General features: G+C 71.3%; 15 protein-coding genes. 10 read left to right on the top strand and 5 right to left on the bottom strand.

Going from position 1 to position 20,929, the window contains the following annotated elements; all coding sequences use genetic code 11:
• Positions 1–81 precede the first annotated feature (81 nt).
• Positions 82–540 carry a hypothetical protein gene (locus tag ACSDR0_RS05790; protein WP_435287686.1) on the top strand — a complete coding sequence of 153 codons (459 nt, stop codon included), beginning with the start codon at positions 82–84 and terminating at the stop codon, positions 538–540.
• An 8-nt stretch (positions 541–548) separates the two neighbouring features.
• Here the strand turns inward: ACSDR0_RS05790 and ACSDR0_RS05785 are convergent, their stop codons facing one another.
• Positions 549–2,885 (bottom strand): hypothetical protein, encoded by a 2,337-nt coding sequence (locus ACSDR0_RS05785; RefSeq protein WP_435287685.1) that lies wholly within the window; start codon positions 2,883–2,885, stop codon positions 549–551.
• Here ACSDR0_RS05785 and ACSDR0_RS05780 point away from each other — a divergent pair.
• The 9 genes from ACSDR0_RS05780 to rpe all read left to right on the top strand — a co-directional run bounded on the left by ACSDR0_RS05780 (position 2,851) and on the right by rpe (position 15,849).
• Positions 2,851–4,335 (top strand): amidohydrolase, encoded by a 1,485-nt coding sequence (locus ACSDR0_RS05780; protein WP_435287684.1) that lies wholly within the window; start codon positions 2,851–2,853, stop codon positions 4,333–4,335. The genes ACSDR0_RS05785 and ACSDR0_RS05780 overlap by 35 nt on opposite strands.
• A gap of 110 nt (positions 4,336–4,445) precedes the next feature.
• Positions 4,446–6,584, top strand: coding sequence for a primosomal protein N' (locus ACSDR0_RS05775; protein WP_435287683.1), 2,139 nt, complete (start codon positions 4,446–4,448; stop codon positions 6,582–6,584).
• Between the two features lie 64 nt (positions 6,585–6,648).
• On the top strand, positions 6,649–8,292 hold the full coding sequence (locus ACSDR0_RS05770) for a hypothetical protein (RefSeq protein WP_435287682.1): 1,644 nt from the start codon (positions 6,649–6,651) through the stop codon (positions 8,290–8,292).
• A 40-nt stretch (positions 8,293–8,332) separates the two neighbouring features.
• The gene (locus tag ACSDR0_RS05765; protein WP_435287681.1) at positions 8,333–9,709 is read left to right on the top strand and encodes a hypothetical protein; all 1,377 of its coding nucleotides are present in this window, start codon (positions 8,333–8,335) and stop codon (positions 9,707–9,709) included.
• Between the two features lie 259 nt (positions 9,710–9,968).
• Positions 9,969–10,517: a peptide deformylase gene (gene def, locus ACSDR0_RS05760; protein ID WP_435287680.1), complete on the top strand. Its 549-nt coding sequence runs from the start codon at positions 9,969–9,971 to the stop codon at positions 10,515–10,517.
• A gap of 5 nt (positions 10,518–10,522) precedes the next feature.
• Entirely contained in the window at positions 10,523–11,452 is a 930-nt protein-coding gene (gene fmt, locus ACSDR0_RS05755; RefSeq protein ID WP_435287679.1) for a methionyl-tRNA formyltransferase, read from the top strand.
• Positions 11,453–11,457: 5 nt separating this feature from the next.
• Entirely contained in the window at positions 11,458–13,047 is a 1,590-nt protein-coding gene (locus tag ACSDR0_RS05750) for an RsmB/NOP family class I SAM-dependent RNA methyltransferase (protein WP_435287678.1), read from the top strand.
• A gap of 147 nt (positions 13,048–13,194) precedes the next feature.
• Positions 13,195–15,048 (top strand): asparagine synthase (glutamine-hydrolyzing), encoded by a 1,854-nt coding sequence (gene asnB, locus ACSDR0_RS05745; protein WP_435287677.1) that lies wholly within the window; start codon positions 13,195–13,197, stop codon positions 15,046–15,048.
• Positions 15,049–15,162: 114 nt separating this feature from the next.
• The gene (rpe, locus tag ACSDR0_RS05740; RefSeq protein ID WP_435287676.1) at positions 15,163–15,849 is read left to right on the top strand and encodes a ribulose-phosphate 3-epimerase; all 687 of its coding nucleotides are present in this window, start codon (positions 15,163–15,165) and stop codon (positions 15,847–15,849) included.
• 107 nt (positions 15,850–15,956) lie between these two features.
• Here rpe and ACSDR0_RS05735 read toward each other — a convergent pair whose 3' ends face one another.
• The 4 genes from ACSDR0_RS05735 to ACSDR0_RS05720 all read right to left on the bottom strand — a co-directional run bounded on the left by ACSDR0_RS05735 (position 15,957) and on the right by ACSDR0_RS05720 (position 20,928).
• A complete protein-coding gene (locus ACSDR0_RS05735) occupies positions 15,957–17,015 on the bottom strand; it encodes an ABC transporter ATP-binding protein (RefSeq protein ID WP_435287675.1) in 1,059 nt (352 codons plus the stop codon).
• The gene (locus ACSDR0_RS05730; protein WP_435287674.1) at positions 17,012–18,013 is read right to left on the bottom strand and encodes an ABC transporter ATP-binding protein; all 1,002 of its coding nucleotides are present in this window, start codon (positions 18,011–18,013) and stop codon (positions 17,012–17,014) included. The genes ACSDR0_RS05735 and ACSDR0_RS05730 overlap by 4 nt, the downstream gene beginning before the upstream one ends.
• A 14-nt stretch (positions 18,014–18,027) precedes the next feature.
• The gene (locus ACSDR0_RS05725; RefSeq protein ID WP_435287673.1) at positions 18,028–19,008 is read right to left on the bottom strand and encodes an ABC transporter permease; all 981 of its coding nucleotides are present in this window, start codon (positions 19,006–19,008) and stop codon (positions 18,028–18,030) included.
• Positions 19,009–19,131: 123 nt separating this feature from the next.
• Complete coding sequence (locus ACSDR0_RS05720; protein ID WP_435287672.1) at positions 19,132–20,928, bottom strand: ABC transporter substrate-binding protein; 1,797 nt, start codon at positions 20,926–20,928, stop codon at positions 19,132–19,134.
• Position 20,929: the final 1 nt, after the last annotated feature.

Raw genomic sequence — 20,929 nt, 5'->3', positions numbered from 1 at the left:
CAGATGCTCTACCTGGAAATCACTTGATTATCAGACATCATTGGATCTGGGTGATGTCGGCCGACGTGAACGGAGAGCCCCGTGGCGCACCTTGCTTCCGCTCGTGTTGGGTCGGCCATGGTTGTCGCCCTGGGGATGCTGACTCTCGGGGCGTGTTCCTCCGATCCTCCGGGACCGACGGCCGCTCAGGCCGAGGCGACGCTGAAGGCCGACATCGACTGGCTGATGAAGCTGGTCCAGGCGGAGGACGTCAAAGTAACAAATGAAGGTGGAAAGAACATTCCTTGCGGGGAAGGTAAATCCAAGCGGACGTACGGCATTACCGGAGTAAGCACATCCGGCGTGGATGATCCGGTGGGTACGCTCAATTTGCTGGCCGGTGGGCTGATCAAGCGAGGCTACAAAGTCGCGTCTGCTGATCCGGCGACACCACGTGATGAGCTGATCAAGAAGGAGTCGTACGTTAAAGTGGTGACCACTTCACCCAAAGAAAAGAACTTCGTTCTCTCCGGAGAAACCGAGTGTCTGAGAACCTCCTGATGTCGCGGTCATCCCCATGGTGCGGGGTTGTCCCTGGTTTTTCCCTTTGCCCCGGTGAAGAGAAGATCAATCTCTGCTGCGGCTTCTCCGGCCGTGCTTTTGTCTCCGCCCCCCGAACCGTTGCTGATCAGCCAGTCGGCGAGGTTCTTCAGCGCCTTCGGGTCCTTCGCCAATGTGCCGAAGGGGAGGAGATTTCCGCCGACTCCGGTGATGGGTGGATCGCTGAAGGCGGGATCGGTGGGAGGCACCCTGTACAAGAACCCGTAGCGCTTCAGTTCGTGAAATATCCAGTACTCGCTGCCCAGGGTGGCCAGACGATTGCTCTCCTTGAGTCTGTCCAGGCGGGTTCCGTCGATGTCTTTGTGTGAGTCAACGGTCTCGCTCATGGACTTGCTGATCAGCAACCAGACCAGCTCGTCAGCCGCGTCCAGTTCCAAGCTCACGCCCGCGGCATCCACCATCGCGGCACTCAGCTCCCCGATGCCGAGCCCCGCGACGTCGACTCCCAAGCCCAAGAGGAAGAAGAGCCGGTCCCTCACCTTCTGGTCGTATTCGTCCATTTTGCCTTGGACTTCGTTCGCAGCGGCGATCTGCATTCCTTCCAGATACCCCAGGCCCATGAAAGCGCGTCCCATGTATTCGGTGCTCTTCCCTTGGTCCTTCGCGGCGGCCGAGTCCATGAGATGCCTGGCGAACTTCCCCATTCCCTCCATGAACGGCTTCATTCGCTCCGCGGAGTCGGCGAACGTCCTGATGAACCGATAAGTGTCGCCAGGGCTGAGGACGAACTTTGGGCTGAGCCCGAGAACGAGCGTGTCCGTCTTCTCGAAAACGCTGTCCTTGGTTCGGTTGGCGTCCCGGAAGCCGGCTCCCTCGGTCATCTCGGCGGCGTAGGCGCCCGCGAGCATCGACATGAAAATTCTCGCGCCCTTCGCCACCTCCAGCGGCTGCCCCTCCGGGTGGCGGAAGTCCGCTCTGGTCCGGAGGTTGCCCATGGTCGTCATGGTGTTGAAGGCGAATCGCACCGCCTCGGGGCCGGGGGAGCGCTTCTCGAAGACACCGGATCCAGCGGCGAGCATCCGGCCGAACTCCTTCTCCAAGTCGAAGGCGATCGCGTCACGCTCGTTGGGATAGAGCGAGACCTGCTCGTTGAGTTCGGAGAACAGGCCCCTGAGATCTCCGGGAGACAGGTCGTTGAACAGTGCCCTGGCCGTTTCCGGATTGTTGGCCAAGGCGGGCAGGAAGTGGCTCAGGTCGGCGGTCCAGCGTGCCGGGACCCTGCCCTCAGAGGCTTGCCGGACGCGGGGACGGACCACCTCGGTGAACCACCCGGAAGGGAACCTGCCGTGGCCGAGCACCAGGCCCAGGTCGGATCCCTGTGTCTTCCCGAGGTTTTCCGGCTCCCAGGCCGGGCCGAGCGTCTTCGGTCGCTGGGCCACCGCCGTGGCGAGGGCCTCACCCATGGTCTTCCAGTGCTTTTGAGCGGATTCTCCGTGATAGTGATTCAGCTTCCGGAGCACGGCGGCCGCCCCCTTCGGGCCGAGGGCGGCGAAGAATCCCGCGGTGAAGTCGGCGTCCTTCCGCCTGCCGGCGAGCCGGTCGAGGATCCCGTCGTAGACGTTTTCCGAGGAGTACGGAGTCGGGTGTCCCAAAGCGCTGAGGTTCTCCGCGAGCCTTTCGCCCTCGTCGGTGGCGAGAGCGCGCGTCGTGAGGGCCTTCTCGTCGAAGACCGTGAATCCGCCGCCCCCGGGCCCCGGCGTGAGGCCCAGCGGGCCCGGCCCCGCCAGGCCCGCGGCCCAGTCCTTCAGGAGGTCGGGCTCCTGGATCAGCTGGTTGCGCCTGCGCAGGCGCGGGATCTCCTGGTCCAGCCAGCCTTCGACCTCGTGGATCCGCAGGGCCGCGGACCGGTCGGCGTCCACCGAGGAGAGCGCGTTGAGGATTCTCGGGAGCTCCTCGCCCAGTGTCCTTCGCGCCTGTTCCAGCGACGCGATGAATCGCTCCATCAATTCCGGGTTGATTCCCGAGTATTCGTCCGAAGATGACCCGTTTTCCGATGACGCGGGCGGTGTCGACCCCATATCGAAAGTCTCCTGCCGAAGGCGATCCACGTTTACTTTAAGCATCCGGATCGCAGCCCGACAGGAGTGCGATCGCCCTGGAGCAGGGGCCACCGGCTCGGGCCTCTCATGCGGGCGACGGGCGGGGTGCGTGACGATACGGGGAAGAACGGCGGCCGGTGTGGGAGAAGAGGTAGGGGAAAACCCGGTACCCGGGGGAGCGCGCGTCGGCCGTCCGCCTAATCTCTGCCTCATGCCCTCACCGTCTTCTCGCCTGCTGCTGCGCAACGCGCGGCCGGGCCCCGGCGGCCCGCTCCGCCACGTCCTGATCGCCGGCGGCCGGGTCGTGGAGGTCGCCGCGGAGCCGCCTCCCCTGGACGAACGTGACGAGTCGGTCGACGTCGGGGGCGCCACCCTCCTGCCGGGCCTGTGGGACGCGCACGTGCACTCCGCGCAGTGGGCGCAGGCCCGGCGCAGGATCGACCTGACCTCGGCGCGGTCGGCGCGGGAGGCGGTCGACCTCGTCGCCCCGCCGTCCGGTGTGTCCGGTGCGTCCGGTGTATCCGGGTTCACGGTCGGCTACGGCTTCCGCGACGGCCTGTGGCCGGACACGCCGCACAAGTCGCTGCTCCAGGCGACGGCGCCCGGCCGCCCGATCGTCCTGGTCAGCAATGATCTGCACACCGCCTGGTTCAGCCCGGCCGCGCTGGCGGCGATCGGCAGGGGCGATCACCCGACGGGGGTGCTGCGCGAGCGCGACTGCTACGACGCGATGGCGGAGATGCCCCCGCCGCCCCGGGACGAGCTGGACCGCTGGGTGGCCGAGGCCACCACCGCCGCCGCGGCCAGGGGCGTCGTGGGCGTGCTGGACTTCGAGTTCGCCGACAACGTCACCGACTGGACCCGGCGGGTCCGGTCGGAGCGGGTCGACGTCCGGGTCGGCTGCTCGATCCCCTTGAACCGGCTGGAGGAGGCGATCGGCCGCGGGCTGCGTACCGGTGAGCCCGTCGCGGGTTCGGGGGGACTGCTGGAGATCGGGCCGGTCAAGACGTTCGTGGACGGGTCGCTGAACACCAGGACCGCCTACTGCCAGGACCCCTACCCCGGCGGCGACGCGCGCGGGCTGCTGGAGATGGCGCCCGGGGAGTTGTACGGCGTCATGGCCCTGGCCGCCGGGCACGGGATCGACCCGGCGGTGCACGCGATCGGCGACCTGGCGGTGGACATCGCGCTGGAGGCCTTCGAGCGGGTCGGCTGCCCGGGGAGGATCGAGCACGCGCAGCTGGTCCGCCCGGAGGACTTCGGGAGGTTCGCCAGGCCCGGCCTGATCGCGGGCGTGCAACCGGCCCACGCGCCGGATGACCGCGACGTGGCCGACCTGCACTGGCCGGGACGGACCGGCAGGGCCTTCGCCTACGCCGACCTGCTGGCGGCCGGAGCCGTCATCGAGCTGGGCTCCGACGCCCCGGTGGCGCCGCTCGACCCGTGGGACGGGATCGCCTCCGCCGTGGCCAGGACCGACGACGAGCGACCGCCGTGGCACCCGGAGCAGGCGATCCCGCTGCGGGTGGCGCTCGCGGCGGCCGCCAGGGGGCGCGCCGGCGTGCGTCCCGGCGACCCCGCCGACCTGGTGATCACCGAGTACGATCCGGCCGTGCTGGACGGGGACGGCCTCCGTCACATGCCGATCCTCGGCACCCTGCTCGGTGGCCGCTGGACCCACCGCCGCTCCATCTGACCGGCCCCGGCGGCGCCCCCGCCCGGCCCGCCCCCGCGCCCGCGGCCAGGGACCGGCCGGCCTGCCCCGCCGCCGTCTGGGCGGGTGCCCGGGTCTGGTAGGACAGGTGGGTGACCCACGCCAGCCCCTCGCCGGACGACGACGCCCTGCTGCCGCTCGACGCCGTACGCGAGCGGCCCGCGCCCGGAGGCCCCGCGAGGGCGCGGGCCGGGCGCGCCAGGGTCGTCAGGGCCGCCGGGGCGGCCAGGGCGGCGGAGGTGGCCGAGCCGGTCAGGGGGGTGCCGGAGCCGGCCGCCGAGCTGCCGGTCGCGCGGGTCGTCGTCGACACGCCGCTGCCGCACCTCGACCGATTGTTCGACTATCTCGTTCCCGCGCCCCTGGACGCCGTCGCGGTGCCGGGGACCCGGGTCCGCGTCCGGTTCGCGGGCAAGCTCGTCGACGGGTTCCTGCTGGAGCGGGCGGAGACCACCGAGCACGAGGGCAGGCTGACCCGCCTGGAGAGGGTCGTCTCGGCTGAGCCGGTGCTCACCCCGGAGATCGCCGCGCTGGCCCGCGCCGTGGCCGACCGCTACGCCGGGACCATGGCCGACGTCCTGCGCCTGGCCGTCCCGCCCCGCCACGCCAGGGTCGAGGCCGAGACGCCCGCCCCGGTCCCGGCGGGAGCGGCGGGAGCGGCGCGGGGGCCGGGGCCGTGGGCGGACTATCCGGAAGGGGAGGCGTTCCTGGCGGCCCTGGCGAAGGGAGGTTCCCCCCGCGCGGTGTGGACCGCCCTGCCGGGAACCGGGGAGAACGGGCCGGGGTGGCCGGAGGCGGTCGCCGTTGCCGTACGGGAGACCCTGCGTGGGGGCAGGGGAGCCCTCGTGGTGCTTCCCGACGGCAAGGACGTGGCCCTGCTCGACGCGGCTCTCAGCGCCGTCCTGGAGCCCGGCGCGCACGTGGCGCTGACGGCCGACCTCGGGCCCGCCGAGCGCTACCGGCGGTGGCTGCGGGTGACCAGGGGGCAGGTGCCGGTCGCGGCCGGGACCAGGGGCGCGGCGTTCGCCCCGGTCAGGGACCTCGGGCTGGCGGTCATCTGGGACGACGGCGACGATCTGCACTCCGAGAGGCTCGCCCCCTACCCCCACGCCAGGGAGGTCCTCGCCCTGCGCGCCCACCAGGCGCGGGCGGGCCTGCTCATCGGGGGGTACGCCCGCACGGCGGAGGCCACCCAGCTCATCGCGGCGGGCTGGGCCGGGCCCATCGTCGCGGCCCGCGAGACCGTCAGGGCCAGGGCGCCGAAGGTCCGCCCGGCGGGGGAGGACTCGGAGCTGGCCAGGGACGAGGCGGCCAGGGCCGCCCGGCTGCCCAGCCTGGCCTGGCGGACCCTGCGCGCCGGGCTGGAGAGCGGCCCCGTGCTGGTGCAGGTCCCCCGGCGGGGCTACCTGCCCGCGCTGGCCTGCCAGAGCTGCCGGGCACCCGCCCGCTGCGGGCACTGCGGCGGGCCGTTCGCGCTGCGCGGCGGTCACACGGTCCCGTACTGCCGCTGGTGCGGCCGGATCGCCGGTGAGTGGCGCTGCCCCTCCTGCGGCGGTGTCCGGGTGCGGGCCCTGGTGGTCGGCGCCCGGCGCACGGCCGAGGAGCTGGGGCGGGCCTTCCCCTCCGTGAAGGTCAGGACGTCGGGCAGGGACGGGGTGCTCGCCACGGTCGGCGCCGGCCGCGCCCTGGTGGTGGCCACCCCGGGAGCCGAGCCGGTGCCCGAGGGCGGGTACGCGGCGGCGGTGCTGCTGGACGGCTGGGCGCTGCTGGGCCGGCCCGACCTGCGCGCCGCCGAGGAGACGTTGCGCCGGTGGATGAACGCGGCGGCCCTGCTGCGGCCCTCGGCCGAGCTGGTCGTGCTGGCCGACTCCTCGCTGGCCGCCGTACAGGCGCTGCTGCGCTGGGATCCGGTCACCCATGCCGAGAGGGAACTAGCTGACAGGACAGAACTCGGTTTCCCCCCCGCGGTGAAAATGGCGACGCTCACCGGATCTCCGGCCGCGGTCAGGGAAATGCTCGGCGAGATGATCCTGCCCCCCGAGGCACAGGTGCTCGGCCCCGTCCCCGTGGCCTCTTCCAAGGGGGACCAAGTGCGGGAACGCGCCATGGTACGGATCGCGCGGGGCTCCGGATCGGCGCTGGCCGCGGCGCTGAAAGGGGCCGCCGGGGTGCGCTCCGCGCGCAAGGCTCCGGAGGTGGTCAAGGTATGCATTGACCCCCTAGACGTGATTTGAGTTGTTTCCCCGATTCGCGGTGCTGGCAGTAAGCCGTTAATTTTCCCCTGTGTCGATCGAATGGGTGAATCGGGCCGTAGACGACCTGCGCGCGTGGGGGCGTGCGCACGGCCTGGACGTTGACGTGGACGAGGTGCGGCTGCTCTGCGACTACGCGAGTGACTATCTGGACGTGAACGAACTGGGTGACTTCACCCCCGTCGCCTTCGAGGAGCTGCTGCTCAACATCTATCCGCGCAAGGTCATCGCCCCCCCGGAGAGTGCCTCGGAGACCGTCGCCGCGGCCCGTACCCTGGTCGACTTCCTGCTCGCCACCGAGGAGATCGGCGGCAAGATGGCCGTCCGGATGAGGAGCGTCCTCGACCGGATCGAACCCGAGATGCCCATCGCCCTCGCCGACACCTCCCGCTTCGGCATGGCCAAGAGTCTTTTCAGCGCGATGGGCGCCGACTCGCTGGAGCAGGACGCCGGGAGCGCGGTCCTCTCCGTCTCGGCGGTGCAGGAGGAGCCCGCCGTCGAGCACTGCGACTGCCCCGGCTGCTCGCCCCTTCCGCCCGTGCGCCTGGCGCCCCGCGAGACGCTCGCCCAGAGCGCCCTGCGGGTGCCGCTGGTCACCGACGCGCGCAGGCTGGTCCAGTGGATGCTCGCCGGGGGCCGCACCCCGACCCTCAAGGGGCGGCTCAGGGTCCGCGACGCCACCGAGGCGACCGCCCAGCTCGCGGTGGCCGACCCCGGCCTGCTGTGGGAACTCGCGGTCCACACCGGCCTGGTCACGGTCGAGGGCACCGCCATCTTCGACGGCGAGGACTTCGAACCGCTCGACATCTGGGCCGCGACGGTCGAGTTCGTCGTCGAGAAGGAGACCGGCGGCGCCGTGACGGGCGACGTCTCCCTCGACGAGGAGCTCTACGGCCTATGCGACATGCTCTACCGTCTCCAGGCGCCCGTGCCGATCTCCCTCGTCAGGGACTACCTGGAGGAGATCGGCCTGGCCGGGGACGGCGAGATCGACGTCCCAGAGGCCGTCAGGCGGCTCGCCTACTGCGGGATGGCCGAGCCGGGTGACGAGCTGCTGGAGCTCACCCCGCTGGCCCTGTGGGGGCTGCACGAGCTCTACACCGACCTGGGCATCGAGGCGCCCGAGGCGGCCGACCTGACCACCGCCGACGCCCCCGAGCTCATCGAGGGGCTGCTCTCCGGGATGCCCGCCGAGATGGCCGAGGCCGACATCGGGGGCTGGCTGGAGAACAGGACCCCGGCGCAGGCGGTCACCGAGCTGTTCGGCTCCGTCTCCGGCGCGCCCTCGGTCGCCAGGGGCGTCGCGGTGACGATCGTCGACCGCCTCGGCGCCGACGCCGAGGAGGCGGTGCGCGCCTTCCTGGAGGAGCCGGAGCTGCGCCCGCACGCCATCCACTGGCTGGGCGCGCGAGGCCTGGCGGCCCCCGCCCTCACCCAGGAGGAGGTCCTCTGGATGAGCGTGGACATGCTCGCCCTGGCCATGCCCGTCGCCGAGGAGGATCCGGAGACGTTCGCCGAGAGCATGTCGGCCTCCGGCCCCCCGCAACACGTGATCGAGGAGATGTGGCGGGTCGACCACCCGGAGGTCGTCGACGTCCTTGAGCTGCTCGGACGCTCCCTGACAGATCACGCAGCGGCCAAGGCGGCCCGCAAGGCGGCCTTCAAGGCACGTTCCCGCGCCATCGGCTGAGCCGTGTATGCCTGAGGCGCGAGTGCAGTAAGTTTCACGGGTGGCAAAGAGCGGGAACAGTGGGAACGTCTTCGACATCGGCGAACTGCGCAGGCTGGTCGACGAGCTGGGAACGGCGCCCCGCGAGCTGCGGGCGGCCGTTCTGGAGGAGTCCGTCACCGCCACGGGCCACGACTGCCCCCCACGCGGCGACGCGCTGAGCTTTCCCCCCGTCGACCTCGCCGCCGACGCGGAGCTGGCCGCGCAGGTGCCGCTGGTGCCGCTGGTGATCGACGCCCAGCGCCTGGCCGCCTGGACCGGCGCCCGCCGGGTGACCCCCGAGGGCCTGCTGCCCGACCCGTTCGCGCCGTGCGCCGAGCTCGGCCTGCCGGGCCCCGCGCGGCTGCACCTGCTCTGGGTGGTCGCGGTCAACACCGGCATGCTCCGCATCTCCCGCGGCGCGGTGACGCCCGGCCCCCTCGTGCTCTCCCCCGACCTGCCGCACCGGGCGCTCCTGGGATTCTGGGACGGCGTGGTCATGGACGTCCTCGACCGCGCCGACGACGACCTGACCGGCTCCCCGGTGATCGACGACCACCTGGCCGAGATGCTCGCCACGCTGTACGCCGTGCGCGAGGGGTTGTCCACCGCGACCCTGGTGAAGGGCATCCTGCAGTCGCACCATGTGGCCTGCGGAGCCCTGCCGGCGGAGATGCGGGCGCTGGCCGGCGAGCTTCCCGCCCAGCTGGATTCCGCCCTGTCGCTCCTGGGCTACTGCGGGCTGGTCGAGACCTCGCGGGCGGGCAGGCCCCGGCTGACCCCGCTCGGCATGTGGGCCGTCCGCCAGGACCTGATGCGGGAGGGCCACGACGCGCCGACGGGCGCCGAGGTCGCCGTCTTCACCGACCTCGGCGCGGCCGAGCTGGTCGAGGCGATCATGAAGGGGGCCGCCGCGCCCAGCGCCGTCACCGTGTGGCTGGAGTCCCGCCATCCCGAGGCCGCCGCCCGCGAGCTGGTCAAGGTCGCCGCCTCGGGCACGGCGGGCCGCCGCGGCGCCGCGGGCACGATCCTGGAGGAGCTCGGCCCCGAGGCCGAGGCCCCGCTCAGGGAGGCGCTCTCCGAGCCCGCCATGTGGCGCTACGCCGCCTCCTGGCTGCACATCCGCGACCTGACCGCGCCCGCCCTCACGCCCGCCGACAACACGTGGCTGGCGATCGACTCGCTCGCCTCGCTGCTCGAGCGCGGCGACGCCTCCGAGGCGATCTGCGAGTTCGACGCGCTCGAACCCGGCGAGGACCTCGTCCGCGTGATCGAGGAGATGGCACTGGTGGACCACCCCGACACCTTCGCCGTCCTGGACCTGCTGGGCTCCCGCCACAGTGACGCGGCGGTGGCCAAGTCCGCCCGCAAGGCCGCCATGAAGGCCCGCTCCCGCTGATCTCGGGCCTTCCACCGGTCCCGGTCCCGGCCTCGTTCCCGGCCCCGGCGGCCCGGTGGCGGCCCCTCCGGGGGAGCGGCCCGTCTGTCCTCGCCCGTTCGTTCCCGCCCGTCCGTCCTCGCCCGTCCGTCCGCTCCCGGTGGCGGCCCGCCGGGCCGCTCCCCGGGCCGCTCCCCGGGGCCGGTCCGGCAGAAGGCCCGGGGGAGGCGGCCGCCGCCCTTAGACTGGGGCAATCCCCTGAAGCGTGAGGAGATCCCTGTTGGCCATTCAGTCGATCCGTCTTTTCGGCGACCCGGTGCTGCGCACTCCCGCCGAGCCGGTCAAGGACTTCGACAAGGAGCTCCGCAGGCTCGTCAAAGACCTCACCGACACGATGATGGACGCGCCGGGGGCCGGGCTGGCGGCGCCGCAGATCGGGGTCGGGCTGCGGGTCTTCACCTACTACGTGGACGACCAGCTCGGGCATCTGATCAACCCCAACCTCGACCTGTCGGACGACAAGGACGAGGAGGGGGAGGAGGGCTGCCTGTCGTTCCCCGGCCTGGCCTTTCCCACGCCCAGGGCGCTACGGGCCGTGGCGACCGGTTTCACCATGCACGGAGAGCCGGTGACCCTTGAGGGCACCGACCTGATGGCCCGCTGCTTCCAGCACGAGACCGATCACCTGGACGGTGTGCTGTTCATCGACCGGATGGACGTCAAGCAGCGCAAACTCGCCATGAAGGCGATCCGCGAGGCCGACTGGAACGGGGTGTCGGCCCCCGCGTTCAAGTTCTCCCCGCACGCCACCCAAGGGAAGGCTCTGTAGGAACCTTGCGCCTGGTCTTCGCCGGAACCCCGGACACCGCCCTGCCCTCGCTGCGGGCACTGATCGACTCGCCTCGCCACGACGTCGTCGCCGTCGTCACGCGCCCGGACGCCCAGTCGGGCAGGGGCCGCAAGGTCCATCCGAGCCCCGTCGCCGAGCTCGCCGAGGAGGCGGGCATCGAGGTGCTCAGGCCGCCCAAGGCGGGTGACCCGGCGTTCCTCGACCGGCTCAGGGAGCTCGGCCCCGACTGCTGCCCGGTGGTCGCCTACGGCGCGCTCCTGCCGCAGGCCGCCCTGGACATCCCCCGGTACGGCTGGGTCAACCTCCACTTCTCGCTGCTGCCCGCCTGGCGCGGCGCGGCGCCGGTGCAGCACGCCGTGCTCCACGGTGACGCGATCACCGGCGCGGCCACCTTCCAGATCGTCAAGGAGCTGGACGCGGGCCCGGTCTACGGCGTGGTCACCGAGGAGATCCGCCCCGCCGACACCAGCGGGGAGCTGCTCGCCCGGCTCGCCGAGTCCGGCGCCGGGCTGCTGGCGGCCACCCTCGACGGGATCGAGGACGGCAAGCTGGAGGCCGTGCCGCAGCCCGCGGAGGGGGTGAGCCTCGCCCCGAAGATCAGCGTCGACGACGCCAGGGTCGACTGGTCCGCGCCCGCCATGCGGGTCGACCGGCTGATCCGTGCCTGCAGCCCCGCCCCGGGGGCGTGGGCCGAGTTCCGCGGCCAGCGCGTCAAGATCGGTCCGGTGCGACCGGCTCCCGACGCCTCCGGCCTGGCCCCCGGCCAGATCGCGGCGTCCAAGAACTCCGTGCTGGTCGGCACCGCCACCTACCCGGTCGAGCTGGGCGAGGTGCAGCCGCAGGGCAAGCGCCTGATGGGCGCGGGGGAGTGGGCCCGCGGTGTGCGGCCCACCGACGAGGATCGGCTGGCCTGAAGATCATGAGCAGTGGTAACGGCCGTAACGTCCCGCGCGGCGGGGATCACGGCCCGGCGGGCCGCTCACGCGGCGCCGGAGGCAAGGGCAGGGGCGGACGCCCGCCCAAGCCGGTCCGCGACGAGGCGCGCAACGCCGCGTACGACCTGATGCGCGCCGTCGACGAGCGGGACGCCTACGCCAACCTGCTGATGCCCGCGCTGTTGCGCGAGCGCCGGCTGTCGGGGCGCGACGCGGGCCTGGCCACCGAGCTGGCCTACGGCACCCTGCGCGGCCTCGGCACCTACGACGAGATCATTGCGGCCTGCAGCGACCGGGCGCCGGAGGACGTCGACCCGCCGCTGCTCGACGCCGTCCGCCTGGGCGTGCACCAGCTGCTCAAGACGCGGGTCCCCCCGCACGCCGCCGTCGGCACCACGGTCGACCTGGTGCGGCTGCGCGTGGGCATCGGCGCGTCGAAGTACGCCAACGCCGTGCTGCGCAAGGTCTCCACCCGCTCCCTGGAGCAGTGGATCCCGATCGTGGCGCCCGATCCGGCCGACGACCCGGTGGGCCATCTGGCGGTGGCCCACAGCCATCCGAGGTGGATCGTCGACGCCCTGCGCGACGCCGTGGGCGGCGACTTCGACGAGACGGCCGCCCTGCTCGCGGCCGACAACGAGCGCCCCAGGGTGACCCTAGTCGCCCGTCCAGGACGCTCGTCGGTCGAGGAGCTCCTCGACGCGGGCGCGGAACCCGCCAGATACTCCCCGTACGCCGCCTACCTGCCCGAGGGCGACCCCGGTGCGGTCCTCGCCGTGGCCGAGTCGCGCGCGGCCGTCCAGGACGAGGCCAGCCAGCTCGTCGCGCTGGCTCTGACGCGGGTTCCGGTGGAGGGCTCCGACTCCCGCTGGCTCGACCTGTGCGCGGGGCCCGGCGGCAAGGCGGGCCTGCTCGACGCCATCGCGACCCGCGGCGACGAGGCGGGCCTGGGCGGTCCCGGCGCAGGAGGGCCCGTTCTGGCCGCGGCGCCCGGTCCGATCGCCGGCACGCCTTCCGGCGTCGCCCCCGTCCCGGCCGCGGGGGCGGTTTCCGGGGCGGGCGCCGGGCCGGTGGCCTTCCCCGGCGGGGCGCGCCTGCTCGCCGCCGAGCTGCAGTACCACCGGGCGCGGCTGGTGTGGAAGACGACCCGGCAGGCCGCGGTGATCACCGCGGACGGCACCGCGCCCGCCTGGCGGCCCGGGGCCTTCGACCGGGTCATGCTCGACGCCCCCTGCACCGGCCTGGGCGCGCTGCGCCGCCGCCCAGAGGCCCGCTGGCGCCGCGATCCCCGGAGCCTTCCCGAGCTGGGCAGACTCCAGCGAGCCCTGCTCGACTCGGCCGTCGACGCGGTCCGCCCCGGCGGCGTCGTCGCGTACGTGACCTGCTCGCCGCACCTGGCCGAGACCGTCACCGTGGTCGGCGACATCCTGCGCCGCCGCGACGACGTCGAGGCGCTGGACGCCCGCGCCCACCTTCCCGAGGTCGAGGGCCTGGGCGAGGGGCCGTACGCGCGGTTCTGGCCGCACCGGCACGGCACCGACGCCATGTTCCTGGCCCTGCTGCGCCGCCGCTGAACGGGCGCCGGGCTCCCGGCGCCCCCTTCCGGCACGGGGTGCCGGAAGCATCACCGCAGGTCAGAGGGTTTGCCCTGGGCATATATGGACACTATGTGCCGTTCGCATGAATGTAACTGCTTCCGAACAGGATGCGGAGTTGCTGAAATGTGCGGAATCTGCGGATGGGTGGACTTCAAGGGCGATCTCCAGCAGGCAGGGGCCGTCGCACAGGCCATGACCGACACCATGGCCTGCCGGGGGCCCGACGACGAGGGGCTGTGGCTCGCCCCGCACGCCGCGATAGGTCACCGGCGCCTGGCCGTCATCGACATCGAGGGCGGGCGCCAGCCGATGGTCGCGGACGAGGACGGGCAGCCGCTCGCCGTCCTCACCTACAGCGGCGAGATCTACAACTTCATCGAGTTGCGCGCGGAGCTGGCCGCCCAGGGGCACCGATTCCTGACCCACAGCGACACCGAGGTCCTCCTGCACGCCTACCTCGAATGGGGCGAGGACCTGGCCGAACGACTGAACGGCATGTTCGCCTTCGCGATCTGGGACATCCGCCGCGAGGAACTCCTGCTCGTCCGCGACCGGATGGGCATCAAGCCGCTGTACTACTACCCGCTCCCGGACGGGGTGCTGTTCGGCTCCGAGCCCAAGGCGATCCTCGCCAACCCCCTCGCCGGGACGCCCACGGTCGACGCCGACGGCCTGCGCGAGCTGATGTCCTTCGTCAAATCCCCGGAGAACGCCGTCTACCGGGGCATGTACGAGGTGCGCCCCGGTCACACCGTCCGGGTGACCCGCGAATTCCTGTGCCGCCGCCGCTACTGGCACCTGGAGTCCCACGAGCACCCCGATGATCTCGCCACCACCGTCGGGACCGTGCGCGAACTGCTGGAGGACATCGTCACCCGCCAGCTCATCTCCGACGTGCCGCTGTGCACGCTGCTCTCGGGCGGCCTCGACTCCAGCACCATCACGGCACTGGCCGCCCGCGGGCTGGAGGAGCTCGGGGCCGGGAAGATCCGGTCCTTCGCCGTCGACTTCACCGGATACAGCGAGAACTTCACGCCCGACGAGATGCGCGACGCCCCCGACACGCCGTACGTGCACGACGTCGTGCGGCACATCGGCGCCGAGCACGCCGACATCGTCCTGGACTCCGCCGACCTCATGCATCCGGCGGTGCGCGCCGCGGTCCTGAGGGCGCGTGACCTGCCGATCGGCATCGGCGACATGGACACCTCCTTGCACCTGCTGTTCCGCGCCATCCGGGGCCATTCCACGGTGGCGCTGTCCGGCGAGTCCGCCGACGAGGTCTTCGGCGGCTACCGGTGGTTCTTCGACCCCGAGGTGGTCTTCGCCGACACCTTCCCGTGGCTGGCGTCCGCCGGGTTCGGACATTTCGCCGGGGTGGGGCCGCTCCTCAGAGAGGACCTGGCCCGCAAGCTGGACATCCCCGGCTACCGCGCCGACAGCTACCGGCAGGCGCTCGACGAGGTGCCCCGGCTGGAGGGCGAGGAGGGGCTGGAGCGGCGCATGCGGGAGATCTCCTACCTGCACCTCACCCGGTTCGTGCAGATCCTGCTGGACCGCAAGGACCGCATGAGCATGGCCGTCGGGCTGGAGGTCCGGGTGCCGTTCTGCGACCACCGGCTGGTGGAGTACGTCTTCAACACCCCCTGGGCGATGAAGACCTTCGACGGGCGGGAGAAGAGCCTGCTGCGCGCCGCCGCCGCGGACCTCCTGCCGCCCTCGGTCCTCGGGCGCCGCAAGAGCCCCTACCCCTCCACGCAGGACCCGGCCTACGAGGAGGCCGTCCGCGCGGAGGCGGCCCGGCTGCTCGACGGCGGTCCCATCGCCGCCGCGCCGCTGATCGACCCGGACAGGGTGCGGGCCGCGATCGACCGGCCGGGAGAGGGCGGCGGCCCCGTGGTGAGCCGGGCGTCGCTGGAGGGCTTTCTCCAGCTCAACGCCTGGCTGGAGAGGTACCGCGTCCAGATCGACATCTGACCCGCGCCTTCGTGCCGCCCGTTCGCGGCGGTACGGAGCCGAACCCCCGCCCCCGAGCCGGGCGGGGGTCCGGGCCTTCGGGGGGCGGGTCCCCGCCGCTAGAATCGGCCAATCATGGCCGTACAGATCTCGCCCAGCATCCTGTCCGCCGACTTCGCCCGCCTCGCAGAGGCGGCCGCGGCGGTGCCCAACGCCGACTGGCTGCACGTGGACGTCATGGACAACCACTTCGTGCCCAACCTGACCCTCGGGCTGCCGGTCGTCGAGTCCCTGCTCAAGGCGACCTCGACGCCGCTCGACTGCCATCTCATGATCGAAGACCCGGATCGCTGGGCCCCCGCCTACGCCGAGGCCGGGGCCGGGAGCGTGACCGTCCACGTGGAGGCGGCCAAGGCTCCGGTGCGCACGCTGCGCCAGATCCGCCGGGCGGGCGCCCGCGCGGGCCTGGCGCTGAACCCGGCCACTCCCGTCGAGCCGTACGAGGACCTGCTCGGCGAGCTCGACATGCTGCTGCTGATGACCGTCGATCCCGGTTTCGGCGGGCAGAAATTCCTCGACATCGTGCTGCCCAAGATCCGCAGGGCCCGCGAGCTGATCGACCGGCACGGCGGGCAGATATGGCTCCAGGTGGACGGAGGCGTCTCCGACACGACGATCGAGCGCTGCGCCGAGGCGGGGGCCGACGTCTTCGTGGCGGGCAACGCCGTCTACGGCGCGGAGGACCCGGCCCGCGCGGTCGACGGCCTGCGAGCCCTCGCCGCGTCCGCGGAGCCGCCGAGCCGCGGGCTCACCGGCCGCTGAGCCCCCCCGGCCGGCCGGGCCGGCCGGGGATCGCGGGGGGCGCCGTCACCGGAGCGTCAGGTCTACGGTGCCGGGCCGGGGACCACGGGGGCGCCGTCGCCGGACCGTCAGGTCTGCAGCGCCGGGTCCAGCACCACGTCCCGGCCGTGCACGGTCGGCTGCTCGGGGAAGTGACAGGCGGTCAGGTGCCCCTCCTTGTTGCCCTCCAGCCTGACCAGCGGGGGCTCCTCGGTCGCGCACTTGTCCTGGGCCTTCCAGCAGCGGGTGCGGAAGCGGCAGCCGGACGGCGGGTTGATCGGGGAGGGCACGTCCCCGGCCAGGCGGATGCGCTCGCGCGGCTCCTCGTCCTCCAGCACCTCGGGCACCGCCGACAGCAGCGCGTGGGTGTAGGGGTGGCGGGGGCGCTCGTACAGGGAGGCGCGGTCGGCGACCTCGACGATCTTGCCGAGATACATCACAGCGACCCGCTGGGAGAAGTGCCGCACGATCGCCAGGTCGTGCGCGATGAACAGGAACGCGATGCCCAGGTCCCGCTGGAGCTGCTGGAGCAGGTTGACGACCTGAGCCTGGATGGAGACGTCGAGGGCGGAGACCGGCTCGTCCGCGATGATCAGTTTGGGGTTGAGGGAGAGCGCGCGGGCCACCCCGATGCGCTGCCGCTGGCCGCCGGAGAACTCGTGCGGGAAGCGGTTGAAGTGCTCGGGGTTGAGCCCGACGATCTCCAGGAGCTCCCTGACCCGGTTGTCCCTGCCGCCCGGGGGATTGATGCCGTTGATCTCCATCGGGCCGCCGACGATGGTGCCCACCGTGTGCCGGGGGTTCAGCGACGAGTACGGGTCCTGGAAGATCATCTGGATCTCGGCCCGGATCGGCTTCAGCTCCCTGCGCTTGGCGTGGCCGATCTCCCGTCCCGCGTACCTGATGCTGCCCGCGGTGGGCTCCAGCAGCCGGGACGCCAGCCGCCCGGCGGTGGACTTGCCGCAGCCGGACTCGCCGACCAGGCCGAGCGTCTCGCCGGCGTGCACGGTCAGGTCGATGCCGTCCACCGCGTGGACCTTGCCGACCTGGTGTTTGAAGACGACACCGCCCATCACCGGGAAGTGCTTCTTCAGCCCGGACAGCTCCAGCAGCGCCTCGCCGCGGGGTTCGCCGGTTGTCTCGCTCATTTCTGGATCTCCCTCTTCTGGGCGAGGGTCAGGTAGCACGCGTCGCCGTGGCCGCGGTGCGGGGACAGTTCCGGCCGCTCGGAGCGGCACAGCTCGGGACCGGCCAGCTCCATGAAGTCGCACCGGGGGTGGAAGGGGCAGCCGGACGGGACGTTGATCAGGCTCGGCGGGGTGCCGCGGACCGGCCGGAGCGGCACGTCCACCGGGGCGTTCAGGCGGGGCATGGAGGCCAGCAGGCCCCAGGTGTAGGGGTGGCGGGGCTCGTGGAGGACCTCCTTGACGGTCCCGCGCTCCACCGCCCGCCCGGCGTACATCACCAGCACGTCGTGCGCGGTGTTGGCGACCACGCCGAGGTCGTGGGTGATCAGGATGATCGAGGCCCCCGTCTGGTCCTGGAGCTCCTTGAGCAGGTCCAGGATCTGGGCCTGCACGGTCACGTCCAGGGCGGTGGTGGGCTCGTCGGCGATCAGCAGGTCCGGGTCGCACACCAGGGCCATCGCGATCATCGCGCGCTGCCGCATGCCGCCGGAGAACTGGTGGGGGTAGTCGTCCACCCTGGTCTTCGGCTGGGGGATGCCGACCCGCGTCAGCATCTCGATCGCGCGGCTCCTGGACTCGGCGCGGCTCGCGCCGGTGTGCTTGCGGTAGACCTCGGAGATCTGCTTGCCGATGGTGTGGTACGGGGAGAGCGAGGTCAGCGGGTCCTGGAAGATCATCGCGACCTTGTTGCCGCGCAGCTTCTCCATGGTGGAGCGGGAGGCGCCGATCAGCTCCTCGCCGTCCAGCCGGATCTCTCCACTGATCTTGGTGGACTCCGGGTTGTGCAGGCCGAGCACGGTCAGGTTGGTCACCGACTTGCCCGACCCGGACTCGCCGACGATGCCCAGCGTGGTGCCCTTCTCCACGTCGAAGGAGAGCCCGTCCACCGCGTGGACGACGCCGTCCTCGGTGTGGAAGTCGACGGTCAGGTCACGGACCGAGAGGAACGGAGTTGACACTTTCTTCAAGGCTCCTAGCTCAGCCGCACGCGGGGGTCGATGAAGGCGTACGCGATGTCGACGACGATGTTGAAGAGGACGATCGCGGCGGCCGCGACGAGCACCGTCGCCATCAGCGTGGGCAGGTCGGAGTTGGTGACCGCCTTGACCGACAGCTGGCCGAGCCCCTGGAGGCCGAAGGTCTGCTCGGTGATGATCGCGCCGCCGATCAGCGCTCCGAGGTCCACGCCGAAGATCGTGATGATGGGCGTCAGCGTGCCGCGCAGCGCGAAACGCATCACGACGCTGCGGCCGGACATGCCCTTGGCCCGCGCGGTGCGGACGTAGTCCTCGCTGAGCTGCTCCACCATCGTCGAGCGGGTCATGCGGGTGTAGTTGGCGGTGAAGATGATCGCCAGCACCAGCCAGGGCAGCAGCAGGCCGGTGGCCCAGCCGACGGGGTCCTGGGTGAACTCCACGTACTTGGGACGCCAGAGGATCTGGTTCTGGTAGACGAGGAAGTACAGGGCGAGGGTGCCGATGAAGTAGATCTGCACGGAGGCGCCGATGAGGGACGACACGCTGGCGATCTTGTCCAGTGGCCTGCCCTGCCGGAGCGCCGCGATGATGCCGGTGGCCACCCCGAAGGTGAGGAAGACGACCGCCGCGCCGATGGTGAGCGAGATGGTCAGCGGAAGCCGGTCCAGGATCGTCTCCCACACCGGCGCGCGGTTGACGAAGGAGAAGCCGAGGCAGGGAGCGGGGCAGTCGCCCAGGCCCCCGTAGTCGCGGCCGACGAAGATCCCGGCCAGCCAGGCCACGAACTGGGCGAACAGGGGCTGATCCAGTCCCAGGTTGTGCCGCGCCTGCTCCAGCAGCTCCGGCGGGCAGACCTTGCCGCAGGCGAGTCTCGCCGGGTCGGCGGGCACGGCGAAGAAGAGGAAGAACGTGACCGCGGAGATGATCACGAGGGTGACCGCGGCGCCGAGCATGCGGCGAGTGATGAATGGAAGCATTGCCTGTTTTCCCGAGGTGGCTGGGACCGTCGGGGCCGGGGAGGCCCCTGGCCGTGGCCTCGCGGGGATGAGGTCATCCCCGCGAGGCCACGGCCGCCGGTTCTCCTACGGTTTCGTGAGCCGCTACGGCTTCACGAAGATGGTGTTGGGCGAGACGACCCACGACTGCGGGTCGATCTCGGCGCCACCGACCTTGGAGCCGTGGAGGGTGTTGGCGATCTTGTTCTCGGCGACGACCAGCGGGGTGATCGTCTCCTGGATCTTCTTGTCCAGCGCCATCCACGCCTTGTTCTGGGCGTCGATGTCGGTCATGGCGGTGATCTCCTCCATCTCCTTGGTGAGGGCCTCGTCCTTCAGGTGCGCGTAGTTCGGCGCACCGTCGGCGACCGGGCCGAAGATGACGGGCAGGACCGTCGTGCCGGACGGCCAGTCGGCGCCCCAGCCACCCCAGTAGAGGTCGAACTCGTTCTTCACCTTGCCGATGGAGTCGTAGTAGGTCTTACGGTCCAGGGGCTTGACCACGACCTTGACGCCGGCCTTCTCCAGGGCGTTCTTGATCACGACGGTGACCTGCTCCTGGACGGGCGTCTGGTTGTAGGCGTAGACGATGGTCGGCGTCGGGTTGCTCGACTCGGCCAGCAGCTGCTTGGCCTTCTCGATGTCGCCCTCGGGCTTGGCCTCCTTGCCGAACAGGTCGTAGGACTCGTAGCCGACCGTGGTGTTCTCGTTCAGGATCGTGGTGGGCAGCGCCGCCGCCGCCGGGCCGCCGAGGATCTGCTGGATCTGCTTGGACGGCCACGCGTGGTTGATGGCCTGGCGGATCTTGATGTCCTTCACCCGGTCAAGGTTGAAGTAGTAGTAGTTGCCGTACGGCGAGGGGCTCTTCATCAGGCGGGGGGCCAGGCTGGCGTCGCCGAGGACCTGCTGCAGACGCTCCGGCGGGACGGTCGCGTAGAAGGTGAACGCGGTCTGGTCCGGGCCGGTGTCCGCGATCAGGCGGTCGGTGATCTGCAGGTTCTCCTGGCCGAACTCCAGGCGCCAGTTGTCGGGGTAGGCGCCGCGGATCGGGTCGGTGGCCGGGTCCCAGTTCGGGTTGCGCTCCAGCTCCATCGACTTGTCGACGACGTGGCTCTTGATGATGTACGGGCCGCTGGAGACGGGCTCCTTGTCGTACTTCTCCTTGGTGTCCTTCGCCTTGGGCACGATGCCGTAGCCGCCCATGGCGAAGGCGTAGTTGGCGTCGGCGTGCGGCGACTTGAACTTGTAGACGATCGTCTTGTCGTCCGGCGTCTCGATGCTGTCAAGGCGCTTGCCGTCGTACGGGCCCTGGTAGGCCTTCTTGTGGTCGACCTCGGTCAGCCACTGCTGGATGTAGGTCGGGCCCTGGGTGACGAACGGGGCGAACGTCCGCTCCATGCTCCACTTGACGTCCTCGGACGTGATCGGCGTGCCGTCCTGCCACTTCACGCCGTCCTTGAGGGTGAAGGTCCAGGTCTTGCCGCCCTCGGAGGAGGTGCCCGAGTCGGTGGCCAGGTCGCCGACCAGCTTGTAGTCGCCGGGGCCGACGCGCTTGTAGCCGGTCAGGGTCCGGCCGATGAGCAGGCCGAAGTTCGACATCGTGTTGACGTAGACCTGGGCCGGGTCGAGGTGGCCGATGTCGTCACGGTCGACCATTGTGACGGTGCCGCCCTTGACGACGCCCTCGGGCTCGATGGCCGGGCCCTTGGAGTCGTCGGCCGTTCCGACGGTGATCGTCGGCGGCTTGTAGGACGGAGCTGCGGAGGCGCCCTCGCTGGGCGCGCCGGACGCCGCGCCGCTGGGGGCCGCGGGTGCGCCCTGGTTGCCCTGGGCGCAGGCACCGGTGAGTGCGAGCGCGCCTATGGCGAGTACGGCCATCGCTGACCGCGTACGGACTTTCATC

The sequence above is a fragment of the Streptosporangium sp. G11 genome (assembly GCF_051192615.1).
Classification (GTDB): Bacteria; Actinomycetota; Actinomycetes; order Streptosporangiales; family Streptosporangiaceae; genus Streptosporangium.
The sequence above is the reverse complement of the archived record's forward strand: the minus strand, read 5'-3'. Positions and strand labels throughout refer to the sequence as shown.

What these genes read in the sequence shown, in the direction of transcription:
- ACSDR0_RS05780 (WP_435287684.1), top strand. Translation starts at nt 2,851, where the DNA reads ATGCCCTCACCGTCTTCTCGCCTGCTGCTGCGCAACGCGCGGCCGGGC.
- ACSDR0_RS05750 (WP_435287678.1), top strand. Translation starts at nt 11,458, where the DNA reads ATGAGCAGTGGTAACGGCCGTAACGTCCCGCGCGGCGGGGATCACGGC.
- asnB (WP_435287677.1), top strand. Translation starts at nt 13,195, where the DNA reads ATGTGCGGAATCTGCGGATGGGTGGACTTCAAGGGCGATCTCCAGCAG.
- rpe (WP_435287676.1), top strand. Translation starts at nt 15,163, where the DNA reads ATGGCCGTACAGATCTCGCCCAGCATCCTGTCCGCCGACTTCGCCCGC.
- ACSDR0_RS05735 (WP_435287675.1), bottom strand. Translation starts at nt 17,015, where the DNA reads ATGAGCGAGACAACCGGCGAACCCCGCGGCGAGGCGCTGCTGGAGCTG.
- ACSDR0_RS05725 (WP_435287673.1), bottom strand. Translation starts at nt 19,008, where the DNA reads ATGCTTCCATTCATCACTCGCCGCATGCTCGGCGCCGCGGTCACCCTC.
- ACSDR0_RS05720 (WP_435287672.1), bottom strand. Translation starts at nt 20,928, where the DNA reads ATGAAAGTCCGTACGCGGTCAGCGATGGCCGTACTCGCCATAGGCGCG.